We start from the raw sequence: 15,207 nt of genomic DNA, 5'->3' as shown, positions 1-15,207 counted from the left end.
CGTCGAGATGTTCCGGAAGCTGCTGGACTCTGGGCAGGCGGGCGACAACATCGGCGCGCTGCTGCGCGGCATCAAGCGTGAGGATGTGGAGCGTGGCCAGGTTCTGGCGGCGCCGGGTTCGATCACGCCGCATACCGGCTTCTCGGCCGAGGCGTACATCCTGACGAAGGAAGAAGGCGGCCGCCACACGCCGTTCTTCACGAACTACCGGCCGCAGTTCTACTTCCGGACGACGGACGTGACGGGCATCGTGAAGCTGCCGGAAGGCGTGGAGATGGTGATGCCGGGCGACAATGTGACGATGGAAGTCGAACTGATCGCGCCGATCGCGATGGATGAGGGCCTGCGCTTCGCGATCCGCGAAGGCGGCCGCACCGTCGGCGCCGGCGTCGTCGCCAAGATCGTCAAGTAACCATCCCCACCGGGTGGTAGAACGGGGTGGGTCGCCTTCGGGCGGCCCACCCCGTTCGCGTTTCGGGAGCATGCGATGTCGGACCAAGGGCTGGAACTGGCGAGCTTCGGGCGGCGGCTGGGCGCACAGCTTCTGGACCTGGTCTGGCTGCTGCCGCTGTCCATCCTGCTGGGCACCCTCGGCGCCCTGCTGAATGACGGGGAGCTGTCAGCGGGCGGGGAGGCGATGGCCAATGTCATCGGCGCCCTCATCGTGCTGATTTTCTGGGTGGATCGCCAGGCAACGCCGGGCAAGCTGGTGCTCGGCCTGCGCATCGTCGATGCCGAGACCGGCCTGCCGCCCCGCTTCGGCCGGCTGGTGCTGCGCTATATTGGCTATCTGGTCTCCGCCCTGCCGCTTTGCCTGGGCTATCTGTGGATGCTGTGGGACGGCCGTCGGCAGGCCTGGCACGACAAGATGGGCGGGACGCTGGTGGTGGTCGATCGGACCAGCCGCTGGGGGAAGAGCTGAAACTTTCAGGAAGGTGAAACTCCCGCCGCGCTGCATCTCGACAGGCTTCGCAGGCTGGGATAGAGGACCCCGCTCGCGCGGAGCCGTAGGGGCGTAGCTCAATTGGCTAGAGCGCCGGTCTCCAAAACCGGAGGTTGTGGGTTCGAGACCCTCCGCCCCTGCCATGCGGCCGCGCGAGATTCGTGGCCGAAGGCCCCTCCCGCCAGGGAGGGGCCTGCGACGCGCAGCCCGCAAAAGCCTTCGTTCGTCGTCCATCCGAAAAGGGGCCTGTCTTGGCCAAGTTCGATCCCACGCAATATGTCCGCGAGGTGCGGCAGGAAGTGGGTCGCGTCACCTGGCCATCGCGCAAGGAGACGCTGATCACGACCGGTCTCGTGCTGGCGCTCTCGGCCGTGGCGGCGGTATTCTTCCTGGTTGTCGATCAGATCATCGCCTTCGCGATGCGCTGGCTGTTCGGTGTGGGGGCCTGAGGCGGGTCATGGCGGACAAGAAGTGGTACGTGGTCCACGTCTATTCGGGCTTCGAGAAGAAGATCTCCCAGCAGCTGCGTGAGCAGGCGGCCCAGAAGGGCCTGGCTGACGCCTTCGAGGAGATCCTGGTGCCGGCCGAGGAGGTGGTGGAAGTCCGCCGCGGCCAGAAGACCAATCAGGAAAGAAAATTCTTCCCCGGCTATGTGCTGGTGAAGATGGAAATGACCGACGACGCCTGGCACCTGGTGAAGAACACACCGAAGGTCACCGGCTTCCTCGGCGAGAAGAACCGCCCGACCCCGATCCGCGAATCCGAAGCCCAGCGCATGCTGAAGCAGGTGCAGGACGGCGCCGACAAGCCGAAGCGCCCCGCCATCGTCTTCGAAGTGGGCGAGCAGGTCCGCGTGGCCGATGGCCCCTTCACCAGCTTCAACGGCAATATCGAGGAAGTGGACGAGGAGCGCGGCCGCGTGAAGGTCTCGGTCAGCATCTTCGGGCGCTCGACGCCGGTGGAACTGGAATACGGGCAGGTCGAGAAGCTGTAGCCGCCCCCATCCATGCCTGCGGCCAGCCAGTCTGGCCGCCAGCCGAATACCCCTCCATCCCTGGGTTTACCATGCCGGAATGTTCCGTGATGATACGGAGCATGGCGCATTAGGGCGCCGTCAGGGGTGGTCGGCATGGTTCGAATTGGGCGCGTTGTCGTAACTGTTTTCAGCCTGGGCGGCCTAGCCGCTTGCGCCGGCGGAAATGCCGAGCCGCCGGTTCGTATCGCGGTCAGCAGCAGCCCCGCGGGCGCCAATTGCGAGGCGCAGCGGGACAACAACATCATCGGCCGCGTCTCTCCGACGCCTGGCCTTTTGCGTGTGACGAATTCCGGCTCTCCCATTATCCTGGCCTGCGATGCGCCGGGCCATGCCACAGGCCGCGCCATCGTGCCGTCCGTGACCAATGCCGGCACGGCGGGCCTGTATATCCTGGCGGGCGGCCTGGTTGGACTGGCTGCCGCATCGGCCACCGGTGCGATGTACGATTACCCCTCCGAGGCCACTGTCGTGCTGGTGCCGGAGTCCTTTCCCTCCGCTGAGAGCCGGGACGCCTTCTTCGCGCCCCTGGTCGCCGGCTTGAACACGGCGGCCGGCGGCACGGCGGACCCGGCCTCGCCGCATGGTGTCGAGATCGCGCGGCTCGAGACGCTGCGAGCCTCCACCCGCATCGTCCAGTAGCAACAGGATATTCGCGCTAGACTCGCGCCCATCGGGGGGCTATACGCCCGCCTCCGCTGATCGGCCCGGGGCTTCCCCGGGCCGTTTGGCGTGGCATGGAACGCGGGAGACGCCCAGGTGGGCGTCGCAGGCACCGCGGTCCTCAGACGAGGATGGATCGCCCAATGGCGAAAAAGATTGTTGGCTACATCAAGCTGCAGGTGCCGGCGGGCAAGGCGAACCCGTCCCCGCCGATCGGCCCGGCGCTCGGTCAGCGCGGCCTGAATATCATGCAGTTCGTGAAGGAATTCAACGCGGCGACGCAGCAGATGGAGCCGGGCACCCCGACCCCTGTCGTCATCACCGCGTTCTCCGACCGTACCTTCTCCTTCATCACCAAGACGCCGCCGAACACCTACTTCCTGATGAAGGCCGCCAAGATCGAGAAGGGCAGCCTGACCCCCGGCAAGGGTGCGACCGTGGGCCGCGTCACCAAGACGCAGCTGCGGGAGATCGCGGCCGTGAAGATGAAGGACATGAACTGCACCGACATCGAGAGCGCGGTGCGCATGCTGGCCGGATCCGCCCGTTCGATGGGCATGACCGTGGTGGAGGGCTGAACCATGGCCAAGCAGGGCAAGCGCCTCAAGGCGATCGTTTCCGGTCTCGACCAGAACAAGAACTACGCGCTGGATGAGGCCATCAAGATGGCCAAGGCCAATGCGAAGGCCAAGTTCGACGAGACCATCGAGATCTCGATGAACCTCGGCATCGACCCGCGCCATGCCGACCAGATGGTCCGCGGCGTGGTTGGTCTGCCGAACGGCACCGGCAAGACCGTGCGCGTCGGCGTCTTCGCCCGTGGCGCGAAGGCCGAGGAGGCCCTGGCCGCCGGCGCCGATGTGGTCGGCGCGGACGACCTGGCCGCCGCCGTGCAGGAAGGCAAGATCGAGTTCGACCGCTGCATCGCGACGCCGGACATGATGGCCCTGGTGGGTCGCCTGGGTAAGGTGCTTGGCCCGCGCGGCCTGATGCCGAACCCGCGCCTCGGCACCGTGACCATGGACGTCAAGGGCGCCGTGCAGGCGGCCAAGGCCGGCCAGGTGGAGTTCCGCGCCGAGAAGGCCGGCATCGTGCATGCCGGCATCGGCAAGGCGAGCTTCGAGGCGGAGAGCCTGCTCGCCAATGCCCGCGCCTTCATCGACGCGATCCAGAAGGCCCGCCCGACCGGCGCCAAGGGCACCTATGTGAAGAAGGTGTCGCTCAGCTCCTCCATGGGGCCGGGCCTCAAGGTCGATATCGCCACGCTTTCGGCGGGCTGAAGAATGTCCGGCCGCCTGGCGGCCGGTTGAGATACGGCATCCTCGGATGCCGGGCAGGGCAGGGGCCTCGGTCCCTGTCCGAACCTGTCGGAGACCTCCTGTGGCCGTAAGGCCTTGAAGCGGCGTCAGCTGCGCAGGTGAGAGATGGGGTGCCGGAGTTTCGTCGGATTGGGCGCCATGGCGCCCGGCCCGGCTTGGCTTGGTCGGTCCCGTTCCAGCAGGCCTTTCGGGGTGGCTTCCACCCCGCGCTTGAACCGGCCGCAGCCCTTCCAAAAGGCAAGGCCATTTACGGAGACGGACGTGGACCGTACGGAAAAGCAGGCCTTCGTGCAGGCCCTGCAAGCGGTGTTCGCGGAGACGTCCTTCGTCCTCGTCAGCCAGAACAAGGGCTTGACGGTGGCGGATGCGACGACGCTGCGGCGGCGCATGCGGGAAGCCGGTGCGACCTACAAGGTCGCGAAGAACCGGCTGGCCGCGCTCGCCCTCGATGGTACCAGCTTCCAGGGCATCTCGCCGCTGCTGAAGGGTCCGACCGCGCTTGCGTGGTCGCGGGACCCGGTGGCCGTGGCGAAGACCGCCGTGGATTTCGCCAAGGCGAACGACAAGTTCGTGATCCTTGGCGGGGCGCTCGGGAAGCAGACGCTGGACGCCGATGGCGTCAAGGCGTTGGCCGCCCTGCCGTCGCTCGAGACCCTGCGCGCACAGCTTCTGGGCCTGATCCAGACGCCGGCGACGCGGATCGCGGGCGTGCTGCAGGCACCGGGCTCGCAGCTCGCGCGGGTCTTTGCCGCGTATGCCAAGAAGGACGAGGCGGAGGCGGAGGCGGCCTGAGCGCCACCTCCCCAAGCCTGACGATTCGGCCCGGCGGGAAGGGTTCCCGCTTGGGTCTTGCAAATACCAAGCCAAGCCAATATATCGAAGGATACACACATGGCCGACCTCGCAAAGCTGGTTGACGAGCTCTCCAGCCTGACCGTTCTGGAAGCCGCTGAGCTCTCCAAGATGCTGGAAGAGAAGTGGGGCGTCTCCGCCGCGGCTCCGGCCGCTGTGGCGGCCGCGCCGGCGGCTGCCGCCGCTGCCGCCCCGGTTGAGGAGAAGACGGAGTTCACCGTCACCCTGAAGTCCGCTGGCGACAAGAAGATCAACGTGATCAAGGAGATCCGCACCATCACCGGTCTTGGGCTGAAGGAAGCCAAGGACCTGGTCGAGGGCGCGCCGAAGGTCGTGAAGGAAGCCGCGAGCAAGGACGACGCAGCGAAGATCAAGAAGGTGCTGGAAGAGAACGGCGCCGTGGTCGAGATCAGCTGATCGGCCTGCGCGCCCCTGCCTTGCCCCTTCGGTGGGGCGGGGCGCGCGGAATCCCGGTGGTGGGCCTTTGGTCTGCCTCCGGGCGACATATCTACGGAAACGGGCGGGACTCCCAATCGGGAATCCCGCCCGCGACCGCGTTTGACGATGGCGCCCCGCCGGGTCGGGTGGGGCAAACTGGCGACAATCCTCCGGGCGCGGTGCGCTGCCGGCAGGCACGGGAAGCGGGACAGGCATGAACGCTATCACGAAGACGTTCACGGCGCGGAAGCGCATTCGGCGGTCTTTCGGGCGGTTGCCCGAGGTAGCCCCGATGCCGAACCTCATCGACGTGCAGCGCGCCTCCTATGAGGCGTTCCTGCAGATGGGGGTGGACCCGGATGTCCGCCTGCACGCCGGACTTCAGGAAGTCTTCAAGTCGGTCTTCCCGATCGACGATTTCGGTGGCCGGGGCCGGCTGGAATTCGTCCAGTACGAGCTTGAGGAGCCGAAATACGACGTTGAGGAATGCATCCAGCGCGGCCTCACCTTCGCCGCCCCGCTGAAGGTGCGGCTCCGCCTCATCGTCTGGGATGTGGATGAGGACACGGGTTCTCGTTCCGTGCGCGATATCAAGGAGCAGGACGTCTACATGGGCGACATGCCCCTGATGACGGACAATGGCACCTTCATCGTCAACGGCACTGAGCGCGTCATCGTCTCCCAGATGCACCGTTCGCCGGGCGTCTTCTTCGACCATGACAAGGGCAAGACCCACAGCAGCGGCAAGTACCTGTTCGCCGCGCGCGTCATCCCCTATCGCGGCTCCTGGCTCGACTTCGAATTCGACGCCAAGGACATCTGCTACGTGCGCGTCGACCGCAAGCGCAAGCTGCCGGCGACGACGCTGCTCTATGCCCTCGATTCGGCCTGGACCCAGCAGCAGCGCGCGGAGCGCGCCGCCGCCGGCCTGCCGCCGCTTGAGGTGAACGAAATCCGCGGCATGGATGCCGAGGAGATCCTGAACAGCTTCTACGGCCAGGTGGTCTTCGCCCGTGGCCCCAAGGGCTGGTCGCGCCCCTTCGATCCCGATGCCTTCCGTGGCGTGAAGCTGCAGGAGCCGCTGATCGACGCCCGCACCGGTGAGGTGGTGGCCGAGAAGGACGTCAAGCTGACGCCGCGCGCCGCCCGCAAGATCTCCGAAGGTGGCACGACCGAGGTGCTGGTCGGCCGCATGGACCTGCTCGGCCGCTTCGTCGCGGAAGATATGGTGAACCTCGAGACCGGCGAGATCTGGGCCGAGGCCGGCGAGGAACTGACCGAGCCGAAGCTGACCGCCATCGAGGAGGCCGGGCTCGACCGCCTTCCGACCCTGGCCATCGACCAGGGCGCGGGCCCGTGGATGCGCAACACCCTCGCGGTGGACAAGAACGGCAACCGCGAAGAAGCGCTGATGGACATCTACCGGGTGATGCGCCCGGGTGAGCCGCCGACCGCCGATACGGCGGAGACGCTGTTCCGCGGCCTGTTCTTCGACAGCGAACGCTATGACCTGTCCGCCGTGGGCCGGGTGAAGATGAACATGCGCCTCGGCTTCTCCGCCGAGGAGGTGCCGGACACCCAGCGCACGCTGCGCAAGGAGGACATCGTCGAGACGGTGCGCGTCCTGCTGCAGCTGAAGGATGGCAACGGCTCCATCGACGACATCGACAACCTCGGCAACCGCCGGGTGCGTTCGGTCGGCGAGCTGATGGAGAACCAGTACCGCGTCGGGTTGTTGCGCATGGAGCGCGCGATCAAGGAGCGCATGGGGTCGGTCGATATCGACACCGTCATGCCGCATGACCTGATCAATGCGAAGCCGGCAGCGGCGGCGGTGCGGGAGTTCTTCGGTTCCTCGCAGCTGTCCCAGTTCATGGACCAGACCAACCCGCTCTCCGAGGTGACGCATAAGCGCCGCCTCTCGGCGCTTGGCCCGGGAGGTCTGACCCGCGAGCGTGCCGGCTTCGAGGTGCGCGACGTGCACCCGACGCATTACGGCCGCATCTGCCCGATCGAGACGCCGGAAGGCCCGAATATCGGCCTGATCAACTCGCTGGCGACCTTCGCCAAGGTGAACAAGTACGGCTTCATCGAGACCCCGTACCGCCTGGTGCGCGACGGCAAGGTGGTCGGCGCGCCGCGCTACCTCTCCGCCATGGAGGAGGAGCGGCTGGTCGTCGCCCAGGCCGATGCCGGGCTGGATGGGGATGACAAGCTGACCGGGGAACTGGTCAGCGTACGCGATGGCGGCGACTTCCGGCTGGTGAAGCCGGAGGAGGTGACGGCGATCGACGTCTCCCCGAAGCAGCTTGTCTCGGTCGCCGCGGCGCTCATCCCGTTCCTGGAGAACGACGACGCCAACCGCGCGCTGATGGGCTCAAACATGATGCGGCAGGCCGTGCCGCTGATCCAGGCGGACGCTCCGCTGGTCGGCACCGGCATGGAAGCGGCGGTGGCCCGCGACAGCGGCGCGACCATCGTGGCCAAGCGCGACGGCATCGTGGACAGCATCGACGGCGCGCGCATCGTGGTCCGTGCGACGGGCACGGACGGCACGACGCGCGGCGTCGATATCTACCGCCTGCGCAAGTTCATGCGTTCCAACCAGTCGACCTGCATCAACCAGCGCCCGCTGGTGAAGGTGGGCGACCGCTGCAACGCCGGCGACATCATCGCCGACGGGCCGTCGACGGAGTTCGGTGAGCTGGCGCTGGGCCGCAATGCCCTCGTCGCCTTCATGCCGTGGAATGGTTACAACTTCGAAGACAGCATCCTGATCAGCGAACGGATCGCGCGGGACGACGTCTTCACCTCGATCCATATCGATGAGTTCGAGGTCAGCGCCCGCGACACCAAGCTGGGCCAGGAAGAAATCACCCGCGACATCCCGAATGTCGGCGAGGAAGCCCTGCGCAACCTCGACGAGGCGGGCATCGTCTATATCGGTGCCGAAGTGCAGCCGGGCGACATCCTGGTCGGCAAGGTGACGCCGAAGGGCGAGAGCCCGATGACGCCGGAGGAGAAGCTCCTCCGCGCCATCTTCGGCGAGAAGGCCTCCGACGTGCGCGACACCTCGCTGCGGCTGCCGCCGGGCGTGGCGGGCACGATCGTGGATGTGCGCGTGTTCAGCCGCCGCGGTGTCGACAAGGACGAGCGCGCCATGGCGATCGAGCGCGCCGAGATCGAGCGCCTAGCTAAGGACCGCGACGACGAGAAGGCGATCCAGGAGCGGTCGTTCCATTCTCGTCTGCGCGAGCGTCTGCTGGGCCGCAAGGCCTCGGGCGGCTTCCGTGGCGTGAAGGCGGGCACCGAGATCAATGACGAGGTGCTGGACCAGTTCGCCAAGCAGACCTGGCGCCAGATCGGCGTGCAGGACGATGCGGCGATGGCCGAGATCGAGGCGCTGAAGCGGGAGTTCGACGCGGCCGTCGAGCGTTTGCAGAAGCGCTTCGAGAGCAAGGTCGAGAAGCTGCAGCGCGGCGATGAGCTGCCGCCCGGCGTGATGAAGATGGTCAAGGTCTTCGTTGCGGTGAAGCGCAAGCTGCAGCCGGGCGACAAGATGGCCGGCCGTCACGGCAACAAGGGCGTTGTCTCCCGCGTCGTGCCGATCGAGGACATGCCGTTCCTGGAAAGCGGCCAGCCGGTGGATCTGGTGCTGAACCCGCTGGGCGTGCCGTCGCGCATGAATGTCGGGCAGATCCTGGAAACCCATCTGGGTTGGGCCTGCGCCAATATCGGCCGGCAGATCGGCGAACTGGTCGAGGAGTACCGCCGTGGCGGTGCGATGCGCGAGGAGCTGATCACCAAGCTGCGTGAGGCCTATCCGGACGAGACGATCAAGGCAGAGATCGATCCGATGGATGACGATCAGCTGATCGAGCTCTGCGAGAACCTGAAGAAGGGCGTCGCCATCGCGACGCCGGTCTTCGACGGCGCCCGCATGGCGGATATCGAGGGCATGCTGACCAAGGCCGGCCTCGACAAGTCGGGCCAGTCCTGGCTGACCGATGGCCGCTCCGGCGAGCGTTTCGAGCGGAAGGTCACGGTCGGCTACATCTACATGCTGAAGCTGCACCACCTGGTGGACGACAAGATCCACGCCCGCTCCATCGGCCCGTACTCGCTGGTCACCCAGCAGCCGCTGGGCGGTAAGGCGCAGTTCGGTGGTCAGCGCTTCGGCGAAATGGAGGTCTGGGCGCTGGAAGCCTACGGCGCCGCCTACACGCTGCAGGAAATGCTGACGGTGAAGTCGGACGACGTTTCGGGTCGCACCAAGGTCTACGAGGCCATTGTGCGCGACCAGGACAACTTCGAGGCGGGCGTGCCGGAGTCCTTCAACGTGCTGGTGAAGGAACTCAAGTCGCTCGGCCTGAACGTCGATCTCGAAAACCGGCCGAGCTGATCGTCTGGTTTGATTACCCGCGCTGCCGGAAGGTGGCGCGGCTCTCCCTTTTCGTGGCGCGCAGCCGCGATTTGCTGCAGCGCCGGACGGAGTGGACCGCATGAACGAGCTGATGAAGATCCTGGGCCAAACCGGCCAGCAGATGACCTTCGATCAGATCCGCATCTCGATCGCCTCACCGGAGCAGATCCGCTCCTGGTCCTATGGCGAGATCAAGAAGCCGGAGACGATCAACTACCGCACCTTCAAGCCGGAGCGGGACGGGCTGTTCTGCGCGCGGATCTTTGGCCCGATCAAGGACTACGAGTGCCTGTGCGGCAAGTACAAGCGCATGAAGTTCCGCGGCATTATCTGCGAGAAGTGCGGCGTTGAGGTGACGCTGGCCAAGGTGCGCCGTGAGCGCATGGGCCATATCGAGCTCGCCTCCCCGGTCGCGCATATCTGGTTCATGAAGAGCCTGCCCTCGCGCGTCGGCCTGATGGTCGACATGTCGCTGAAGGAGCTGGAGAAGGTTCTGTACTTCGAATCCTACGTGGTTCTGGAGCCGGGCCTGACCGACCTGAAGCTGCATCAGCTTCTGACCGAGGACCAGTTCCAGGCGAAGCAGGACGAGTTCGGCGAGGACGCCTTCAGCGTCGGCATCGGTGCCGAGGCTGTGAAGCAGATGCTGGCCGCCATCGACCTGCAGAAGGAAGCCGCCCAGCTGCGCGCCGACCTCAAGGAGACGACCTCCGAGGCCAAGCGCAAGAAGCTGGTGAAGCGCCTGAAGATGCTGGAGAGCTTCGGGGAGGGCGGTGCCCGTCCGGAGTGGATGATTCTCGACGTCGTGCCGGTGATCCCGCCCGAACTGCGCCCGCTGGTGCCGCTGGAGGGTGGCCGCTTCGCGACCTCCGACCTGAACGACCTGTATCGCCGCGTCATCAACCGCAACAACCGCCTCAAGCGGCTGATCGAGCTGCGCGCGCCGGACATCATCGTGCGCAACGAGAAGCGCATGTTGCAGGAGGCCGTCGACGCGCTGTTCGACAACGGCCGCCGCGGCCGTGCGATCACCGGCGCCAATAAGCGCCCGCTGAAGTCGCTGTCCGACATGCTGAAGGGCAAGCAGGGCCGCTTCCGGCAGAACCTGCTCGGCAAGCGCGTCGACTATTCCGGCCGTTCGGTCATCGTGGTGGGTCCGGAGCTGAAGCTGCACCAGTGCGGTCTTCCCAAGAAGATGGCGCTGGAGCTGTTCAAGCCCTTCATCTACTCGAAGCTCGAGAAGTACGGTCACGCCACCACCATCAAGGCCGCCAAGCGGATGGTGGAGAAGGAGCGTCCCGAGGTCTGGGACATCCTCGAGGAGGTGATCCGCGAGCACCCGGTTCTGCTGAACCGCGCGCCGACGCTGCACCGCCTGGGCATCCAGGCCTTCGAGCCGACGCTGGTCGAGGGCAAGGCGATCCAGCTGCACCCGCTGGTCTGCACGGCCTTCAATGCCGACTTCGACGGCGACCAGATGGCGGTGCACGTGCCGCTGTCCCTGGAAGCGCAGCTCGAAGCACGCGTGCTGATGATGTCCACCAACAACATCCTCAGCCCGGCGAACGGCAAGCCGATCATCGTGCCGTCTCAGGACATCGTGCTCGGCCTCTACTACCTCTCGCTCGAGACGCCCGAGTTCAAGGTGGCGGAGGAGCAGAAGGCGCCCGCCTATGCCTCGATCGGTGAGATCGAGCAGGCGCTGGCGGCTGGCGTGATCAACCTGCACAGCAAGATCCGGGCGCGCCGCAAGGCGGCCGACAAGGACGGCAACATCGTCACCGAGCGTGCGGTGACGACGGCTGGCCGCATGTTCATGGGCGCGCTGCTGCCGCTGCACCCGGCGGTGCCGTTCAGCCTGATCAACCGCCAGCTGACCAAGAAGTCGATCTCCGACGTCATGGACGCAGTGTATCGTCACTGCGGCCAGAAGGAATCGGTGATCTTCGCCGACCGCCTGATGGGCCTCGGCTTCAAGCACGCGGCGATGGCCGGTATCTCCTTCGGCAAGGATGACATGGTCATCCCCGACACGAAGGATGCGATGATCAACGGCACCAAGGATCAGGTGAAGGAGTTCGAGCAGCAGTACCTCGACGGCCTGATCACCGCTGGTGAGCGCTACAACAAGGTCGTCGACGCCTGGTCGCGATGCACCGAGGAAGTGGCGCAGGCGATGATGAAGGAGATCATGAAGCAGGAGATCGGCAAGCCCGCCAACTCCGTGTGGATGATGTCCCATTCCGGTGCGCGTGGCTCGCCGGCGCAGATGCGCCAGCTGGCCGGCATGCGCGGCCTGATGGCCAAGCCCTCGGGCGAGATCATCGAGCAGCCGATCATTTCCAACTTCAAGGAAGGCCTGACCGTGCTGGAGTACTTCAACTCCACCCACGGCGCCCGTAAGGGCCTGGCCGATACTGCCTTGAAGACGGCGAACTCCGGTTACCTGACGCGTCGACTGGTCGACGTGGCGCAGGACTGCATCATCGTCCAGGACGATTGCGGCACCGAGCGCGGCATCACCGTGCGCGCCGTGATGGATGGCGGCGAGACCGTCTCCTCGCTCTCGGAGCGCATTCTGGGCCGGACGACGCAGGAAGACGTGATCGACCCGGCGGACGGCAAGGTGCTGGTGAAGGTAGGCACGCTGGTGGAGGAGCCGGAGGCCGAGATCATCGAGAATGCGGGCGTCGAGGCGGTGAAGATCCGCTCCGTGCTGACCTGCGACTCGCGCGTCGGCGTCTGCGGCATGTGCTACGGGCGTGACCTCGCGCGCGGTACGCCGGTGAACACCGGTGAGGCCGTGGGCGTGATCGCGGCGCAGTCCATTGGCGAGCCGGGCACGCAGCTGACCATGCGCACCTTCCATATCGGTGGCGCGGCGCAGCGTGGCGCGGAGACCTCGGCCGTCGAGGCGATCGCGGACGGCACGGTGAAGTTCCTGAACCGCCAGGTCGTTATCAACAGCTCCAACGCCTCGATCGTCATGAGCCGCAACTGCGAAGCAGTGCTGTACGACGTGAACGGGCGCGAGCGCGGCCGCAACCGCGTGCCCTACGGCGCCCGGCTGCTGACCGAGGAAGGCCAGGCGGTGACGCGCGGCCAGAAGCTGGCTGAGTGGGACCCCTTCACCCTGCCGATCATCACCGAGCGCGAGGGCAAGGTCGAATTCGCCGACATGCTCGAGAACATCACCTTGATGGACCGCACTGACGAGGTGACGGGTCTGAGCTTCAAGGAGGTGGTCGAGTACAAGTCGACCGGCCGCGGCGCCGATCTGCGTCCGCGACTGATCCTGCGCGACGGCCGTGGGGAAGTGGTGAAGCGCGAGAACGGTTCGGAGGCGATCACCTTCCTGCCGCCGGGCTCGATTCTCTCGATCGAGAATGGCAAGGAAGTGAATGCCGGCGACGTCATCGCCCGCATGCCGCGCGAATCCTCCAAGACCCGCGACATCACCGGCGGTCTGCCGCGGGTGGCGGAGCTGTTCGAGGCGCGTCGTCCGAAGGATGCGGCGATCATCGCCGATGTCGATGGGCGGGTGGAGTTCGGCAAGGACTACAAGGCCAAGCGGCGCATCCTGGTGGTGCCGGAGCAGGTGGGCGACGAGCCCTCCACGCCCCGGGAGTACCTGGTGCCGAAGGGCAAGCACGTGTCCGTGCAGGAAGGCGACTATGTGAAGGCGGGCGATCCGCTGGTCGACGGCCCGCGCGTGCCGCATGACATTCTCCGAGTCCTGGGCGTTGAAGCCCTGGCCAATTACCTCGTGAATGAAGTGCAGGACGTGTATCGTCTGCAGGGCGTGAAGATCAACGACAAGCACATCGAAGTCATCGTCCGGCAGATGCTTCAGAAGGTCGAGATTCTCGATCCGGGCGACACGACTTACCTGGTGGGTGAGACGGTCGAGCGAATCGAGTTCGAGATCGAAAACGAGAAGCGCCTCCTCGCCAAGGAACGTCCTGCGCGCGCCGAGCCGGTGCTGCAGGGCATCACCAAGGCGTCGCTGCAGACCACCTCCTTCATCTCCGCCGCCTCCTTCCAGGAGACGACTCGGGTGCTGACGGAGGCGGCCACGGCCGGGAAGGTGGATAACCTGATGGGCCTGAAGGAAAACGTGATCGTCGGGCGTCTGATCCCCGCGGGTACGGGCTCCGTCATGAACAAGCTGCGGGCCGTGGCGGCGCAGCGGGACCGGGGGCGCCTGCCGGTGGCTCCGGCACCCATCGCCGGCCCCGCGCGCGCGGCCGAATAAGGGCGGGTGGCGCCCCTCGGGGCGCTACTTCGCTTGACTCAACCAGGGGCGCCGGATATTAGGCGCGACCTTGGTCGGATATAGCGCAGCCCGCGCTCACTCGGCCGGGCTGATATTGGTCTCCAGCGACGCGCTTCCGGAACCGCATCCCTCAGGGGTGCCTAGGTCGGGGGTCGGACAGGTGCCCGCAGGGAAGAGCCTCTTGGCCTTCCACGCGGGCCATCCTGTTTGCGGTGATGGAGGCAGACGAGACGAGCACGAAGGGGCGTCATGCCGACGATCAACCAGCTCATCGCCCAGGGGCGTGAGCCTATCGCGAAGCGGAACAAGGTTCCGGCCCTGCAGGGCAGCCCGCAGAAGCGGGGCGTCTGCACGCGCGTCTACACGACCACACCGAAGAAGCCGAACTCGGCGCTTCGTAAGGTCGCCAAGGTGCGTCTGACGAACGGCTACGAGGTGGTGAGCTACATCCCGGGTGAGGGTCACAACCTGCAGGAGCACTCCGTGGTGCTGATCCGCGGTGGCCGCGTGAAGGACCTTCCGGGCGTCCGCTACCACATCCTGCGCGGCGTGCTCGACACGCAGGGCATCGCCAAGCGTCGTCAGCGCCGGTCGCTGTACGGCGCCAAGCGTCCGAAGTGAGGAACTGAGAGATGTCGCGCCGCCATAGCGCCACCAAGCGCGAAGTCCTGCCGGACCCGAAGTTCGGCGACCTCGTGCTGAGCCGTTTCATGAATGTGCTGATGTACGACGGCAAGAAGAGCACGGCCGAAGGCATCGTCTACGCGGCGATGGACACGCTGAAGCGTCGTGCCGGCGCTGCCGCCGACCCGCTGGCCGTGTTCCATCAGGCGATGGACAATGTGAAGCCGGCCGTCGAGGTGCGCTCGCGCCGCGTCGGTGGCGCGACCTATCAGGTGCCTGTCGAGGTTCGGCCGGAGCGGCGCCAGGCGCTGGCGATCCGCTGGCTCATCGACAGCGCTCGCAAGCGTGGCGAGCACACGATGGAAGACCGCCTGTCTGCCGAGCTGATGGATGCCGCGAACAATCGTGGCTCCGCCGTGAAGAAGCGCGAAGACACGCACCGGATGGCGGAGGCGAACAAGGCCTTCAGCCACTACCGCTGGTAACACGATCCGATCTTGAGGACCTGACACCATGGCCAAGGCGAAATTTGAGCGGAACAAGCCGCACTGCAACATCGGCACGATCGGGCACGTGGACCACGGCAAGACGTCGCTGACGGCGGCGATCACGAAGATCCTGGCGAAGACGGGCGGT

14 protein-coding genes and 1 tRNA gene are annotated in these 15,207 nt (G+C 66.1%); all 15 read left to right on the top strand.

The annotated features are described in order from the left end of the window. A partial coding sequence (locus ACVFYP_RS27585) for an EF-Tu C-terminal domain-related protein (RefSeq protein WP_499203314.1) occupies positions 1–412 on the top strand: 412 nt, incomplete at its 5' end. A 75-nt stretch (positions 413–487) separates the two neighbouring features. Then, positions 488–922, top strand: a complete 435-nt coding sequence (locus ACVFYP_RS27580) for an RDD family protein (RefSeq protein ID WP_499203378.1) — start codon at positions 488–490, stop codon at positions 920–922. A gap of 87 nt (positions 923–1,009) precedes the next feature. Continuing rightward, a tRNA-Trp gene (locus tag ACVFYP_RS27575) sits at positions 1,010–1,086 on the top strand. Positions 1,087–1,194: 108 nt separating this feature from the next. Further along, the gene (gene secE, locus ACVFYP_RS27570; RefSeq protein ID WP_216837894.1) at positions 1,195–1,392 is read left to right on the top strand and encodes a preprotein translocase subunit SecE; all 198 of its coding nucleotides are present in this window, start codon (positions 1,195–1,197) and stop codon (positions 1,390–1,392) included. Between the two features lie 8 nt (positions 1,393–1,400). After that, positions 1,401–1,937, top strand: a complete 537-nt coding sequence (nusG, locus tag ACVFYP_RS27565) for a transcription termination/antitermination protein NusG (protein ID WP_499203377.1) — start codon at positions 1,401–1,403, stop codon at positions 1,935–1,937. Between the two features lie 321 nt (positions 1,938–2,258). Further along, entirely contained in the window at positions 2,259–2,618 is a 360-nt protein-coding gene (locus tag ACVFYP_RS27560; RefSeq protein ID WP_499203376.1) for a hypothetical protein, read from the top strand. Between the two features lie 164 nt (positions 2,619–2,782). Beyond that, positions 2,783–3,217, top strand: coding sequence for a 50S ribosomal protein L11 (rplK, locus tag ACVFYP_RS27555; RefSeq protein ID WP_168034988.1), 435 nt, complete (start codon positions 2,783–2,785; stop codon positions 3,215–3,217). A 3-nt stretch (positions 3,218–3,220) separates the two neighbouring features. After that, a complete protein-coding gene (gene rplA, locus ACVFYP_RS27550; protein ID WP_499203375.1) occupies positions 3,221–3,919 on the top strand; it encodes a 50S ribosomal protein L1 in 699 nt (232 codons plus the stop codon). 300 nt (positions 3,920–4,219) lie between these two features. Beyond that, on the top strand, positions 4,220–4,750 hold the full coding sequence (gene rplJ, locus ACVFYP_RS27545; protein ID WP_499203379.1) for a 50S ribosomal protein L10: 531 nt from the start codon (positions 4,220–4,222) through the stop codon (positions 4,748–4,750). Between the two features lie 99 nt (positions 4,751–4,849). After that, the gene (gene rplL / locus ACVFYP_RS27540) at positions 4,850–5,227 is read left to right on the top strand and encodes a 50S ribosomal protein L7/L12 (RefSeq protein WP_499203374.1); all 378 of its coding nucleotides are present in this window, start codon (positions 4,850–4,852) and stop codon (positions 5,225–5,227) included. A gap of 235 nt (positions 5,228–5,462) precedes the next feature. Continuing rightward, positions 5,463–9,650, top strand: coding sequence for a DNA-directed RNA polymerase subunit beta (gene rpoB, locus ACVFYP_RS27535; RefSeq protein WP_499203373.1), 4,188 nt, complete (start codon positions 5,463–5,465; stop codon positions 9,648–9,650). Between the two features lie 100 nt (positions 9,651–9,750). Further along, positions 9,751–13,926: a DNA-directed RNA polymerase subunit beta' gene (gene rpoC / locus ACVFYP_RS27530; RefSeq protein WP_499203372.1), complete on the top strand. Its 4,176-nt coding sequence runs from the start codon at positions 9,751–9,753 to the stop codon at positions 13,924–13,926. A gap of 270 nt (positions 13,927–14,196) precedes the next feature. Continuing rightward, positions 14,197–14,568, top strand: a complete 372-nt coding sequence (gene rpsL, locus ACVFYP_RS27525) for a 30S ribosomal protein S12 (RefSeq protein WP_168034994.1) — start codon at positions 14,197–14,199, stop codon at positions 14,566–14,568. Between the two features lie 11 nt (positions 14,569–14,579). After that, positions 14,580–15,056 carry a 30S ribosomal protein S7 gene (gene rpsG / locus ACVFYP_RS27520; protein WP_216872795.1) on the top strand — a complete coding sequence of 159 codons (477 nt, stop codon included), beginning with the start codon at positions 14,580–14,582 and terminating at the stop codon, positions 15,054–15,056. A gap of 28 nt (positions 15,057–15,084) precedes the next feature. Next, positions 15,085–15,207, top strand: a 123-nt coding sequence (locus ACVFYP_RS27515; RefSeq protein ID WP_499200482.1) for a GTP-binding protein, incomplete at its 3' end; no start/stop codon positions are given.

This window comes from Roseomonas sp. F4 (assembly GCF_053891155.1).
Note: the sequence above shows the minus strand (reverse complement) of the source record. Positions and strands in the feature narration are given on the sequence as shown.

Coding starts and splice junctions, on each gene's coding strand:
- ACVFYP_RS27580 (WP_499203378.1), top strand. CDS start 488: ATGTCGGACCAAGGGCTGGAACTGGCGAGCTTCGGGCGGCGGCTGGGC.
- nusG (WP_499203377.1), top strand. CDS start 1,401: ATGGCGGACAAGAAGTGGTACGTGGTCCACGTCTATTCGGGCTTCGAG.
- rplK (WP_168034988.1), top strand. CDS start 2,783: ATGGCGAAAAAGATTGTTGGCTACATCAAGCTGCAGGTGCCGGCGGGC.
- rplA (WP_499203375.1), top strand. CDS start 3,221: ATGGCCAAGCAGGGCAAGCGCCTCAAGGCGATCGTTTCCGGTCTCGAC.
- rplL (WP_499203374.1), top strand. CDS start 4,850: ATGGCCGACCTCGCAAAGCTGGTTGACGAGCTCTCCAGCCTGACCGTT.
- rpoB (WP_499203373.1), top strand. CDS start 5,463: ATGAACGCTATCACGAAGACGTTCACGGCGCGGAAGCGCATTCGGCGG.
- rpoC (WP_499203372.1), top strand. CDS start 9,751: ATGAACGAGCTGATGAAGATCCTGGGCCAAACCGGCCAGCAGATGACC.
- rpsL (WP_168034994.1), top strand. CDS start 14,197: ATGCCGACGATCAACCAGCTCATCGCCCAGGGGCGTGAGCCTATCGCG.
- rpsG (WP_216872795.1), top strand. CDS start 14,580: ATGTCGCGCCGCCATAGCGCCACCAAGCGCGAAGTCCTGCCGGACCCG.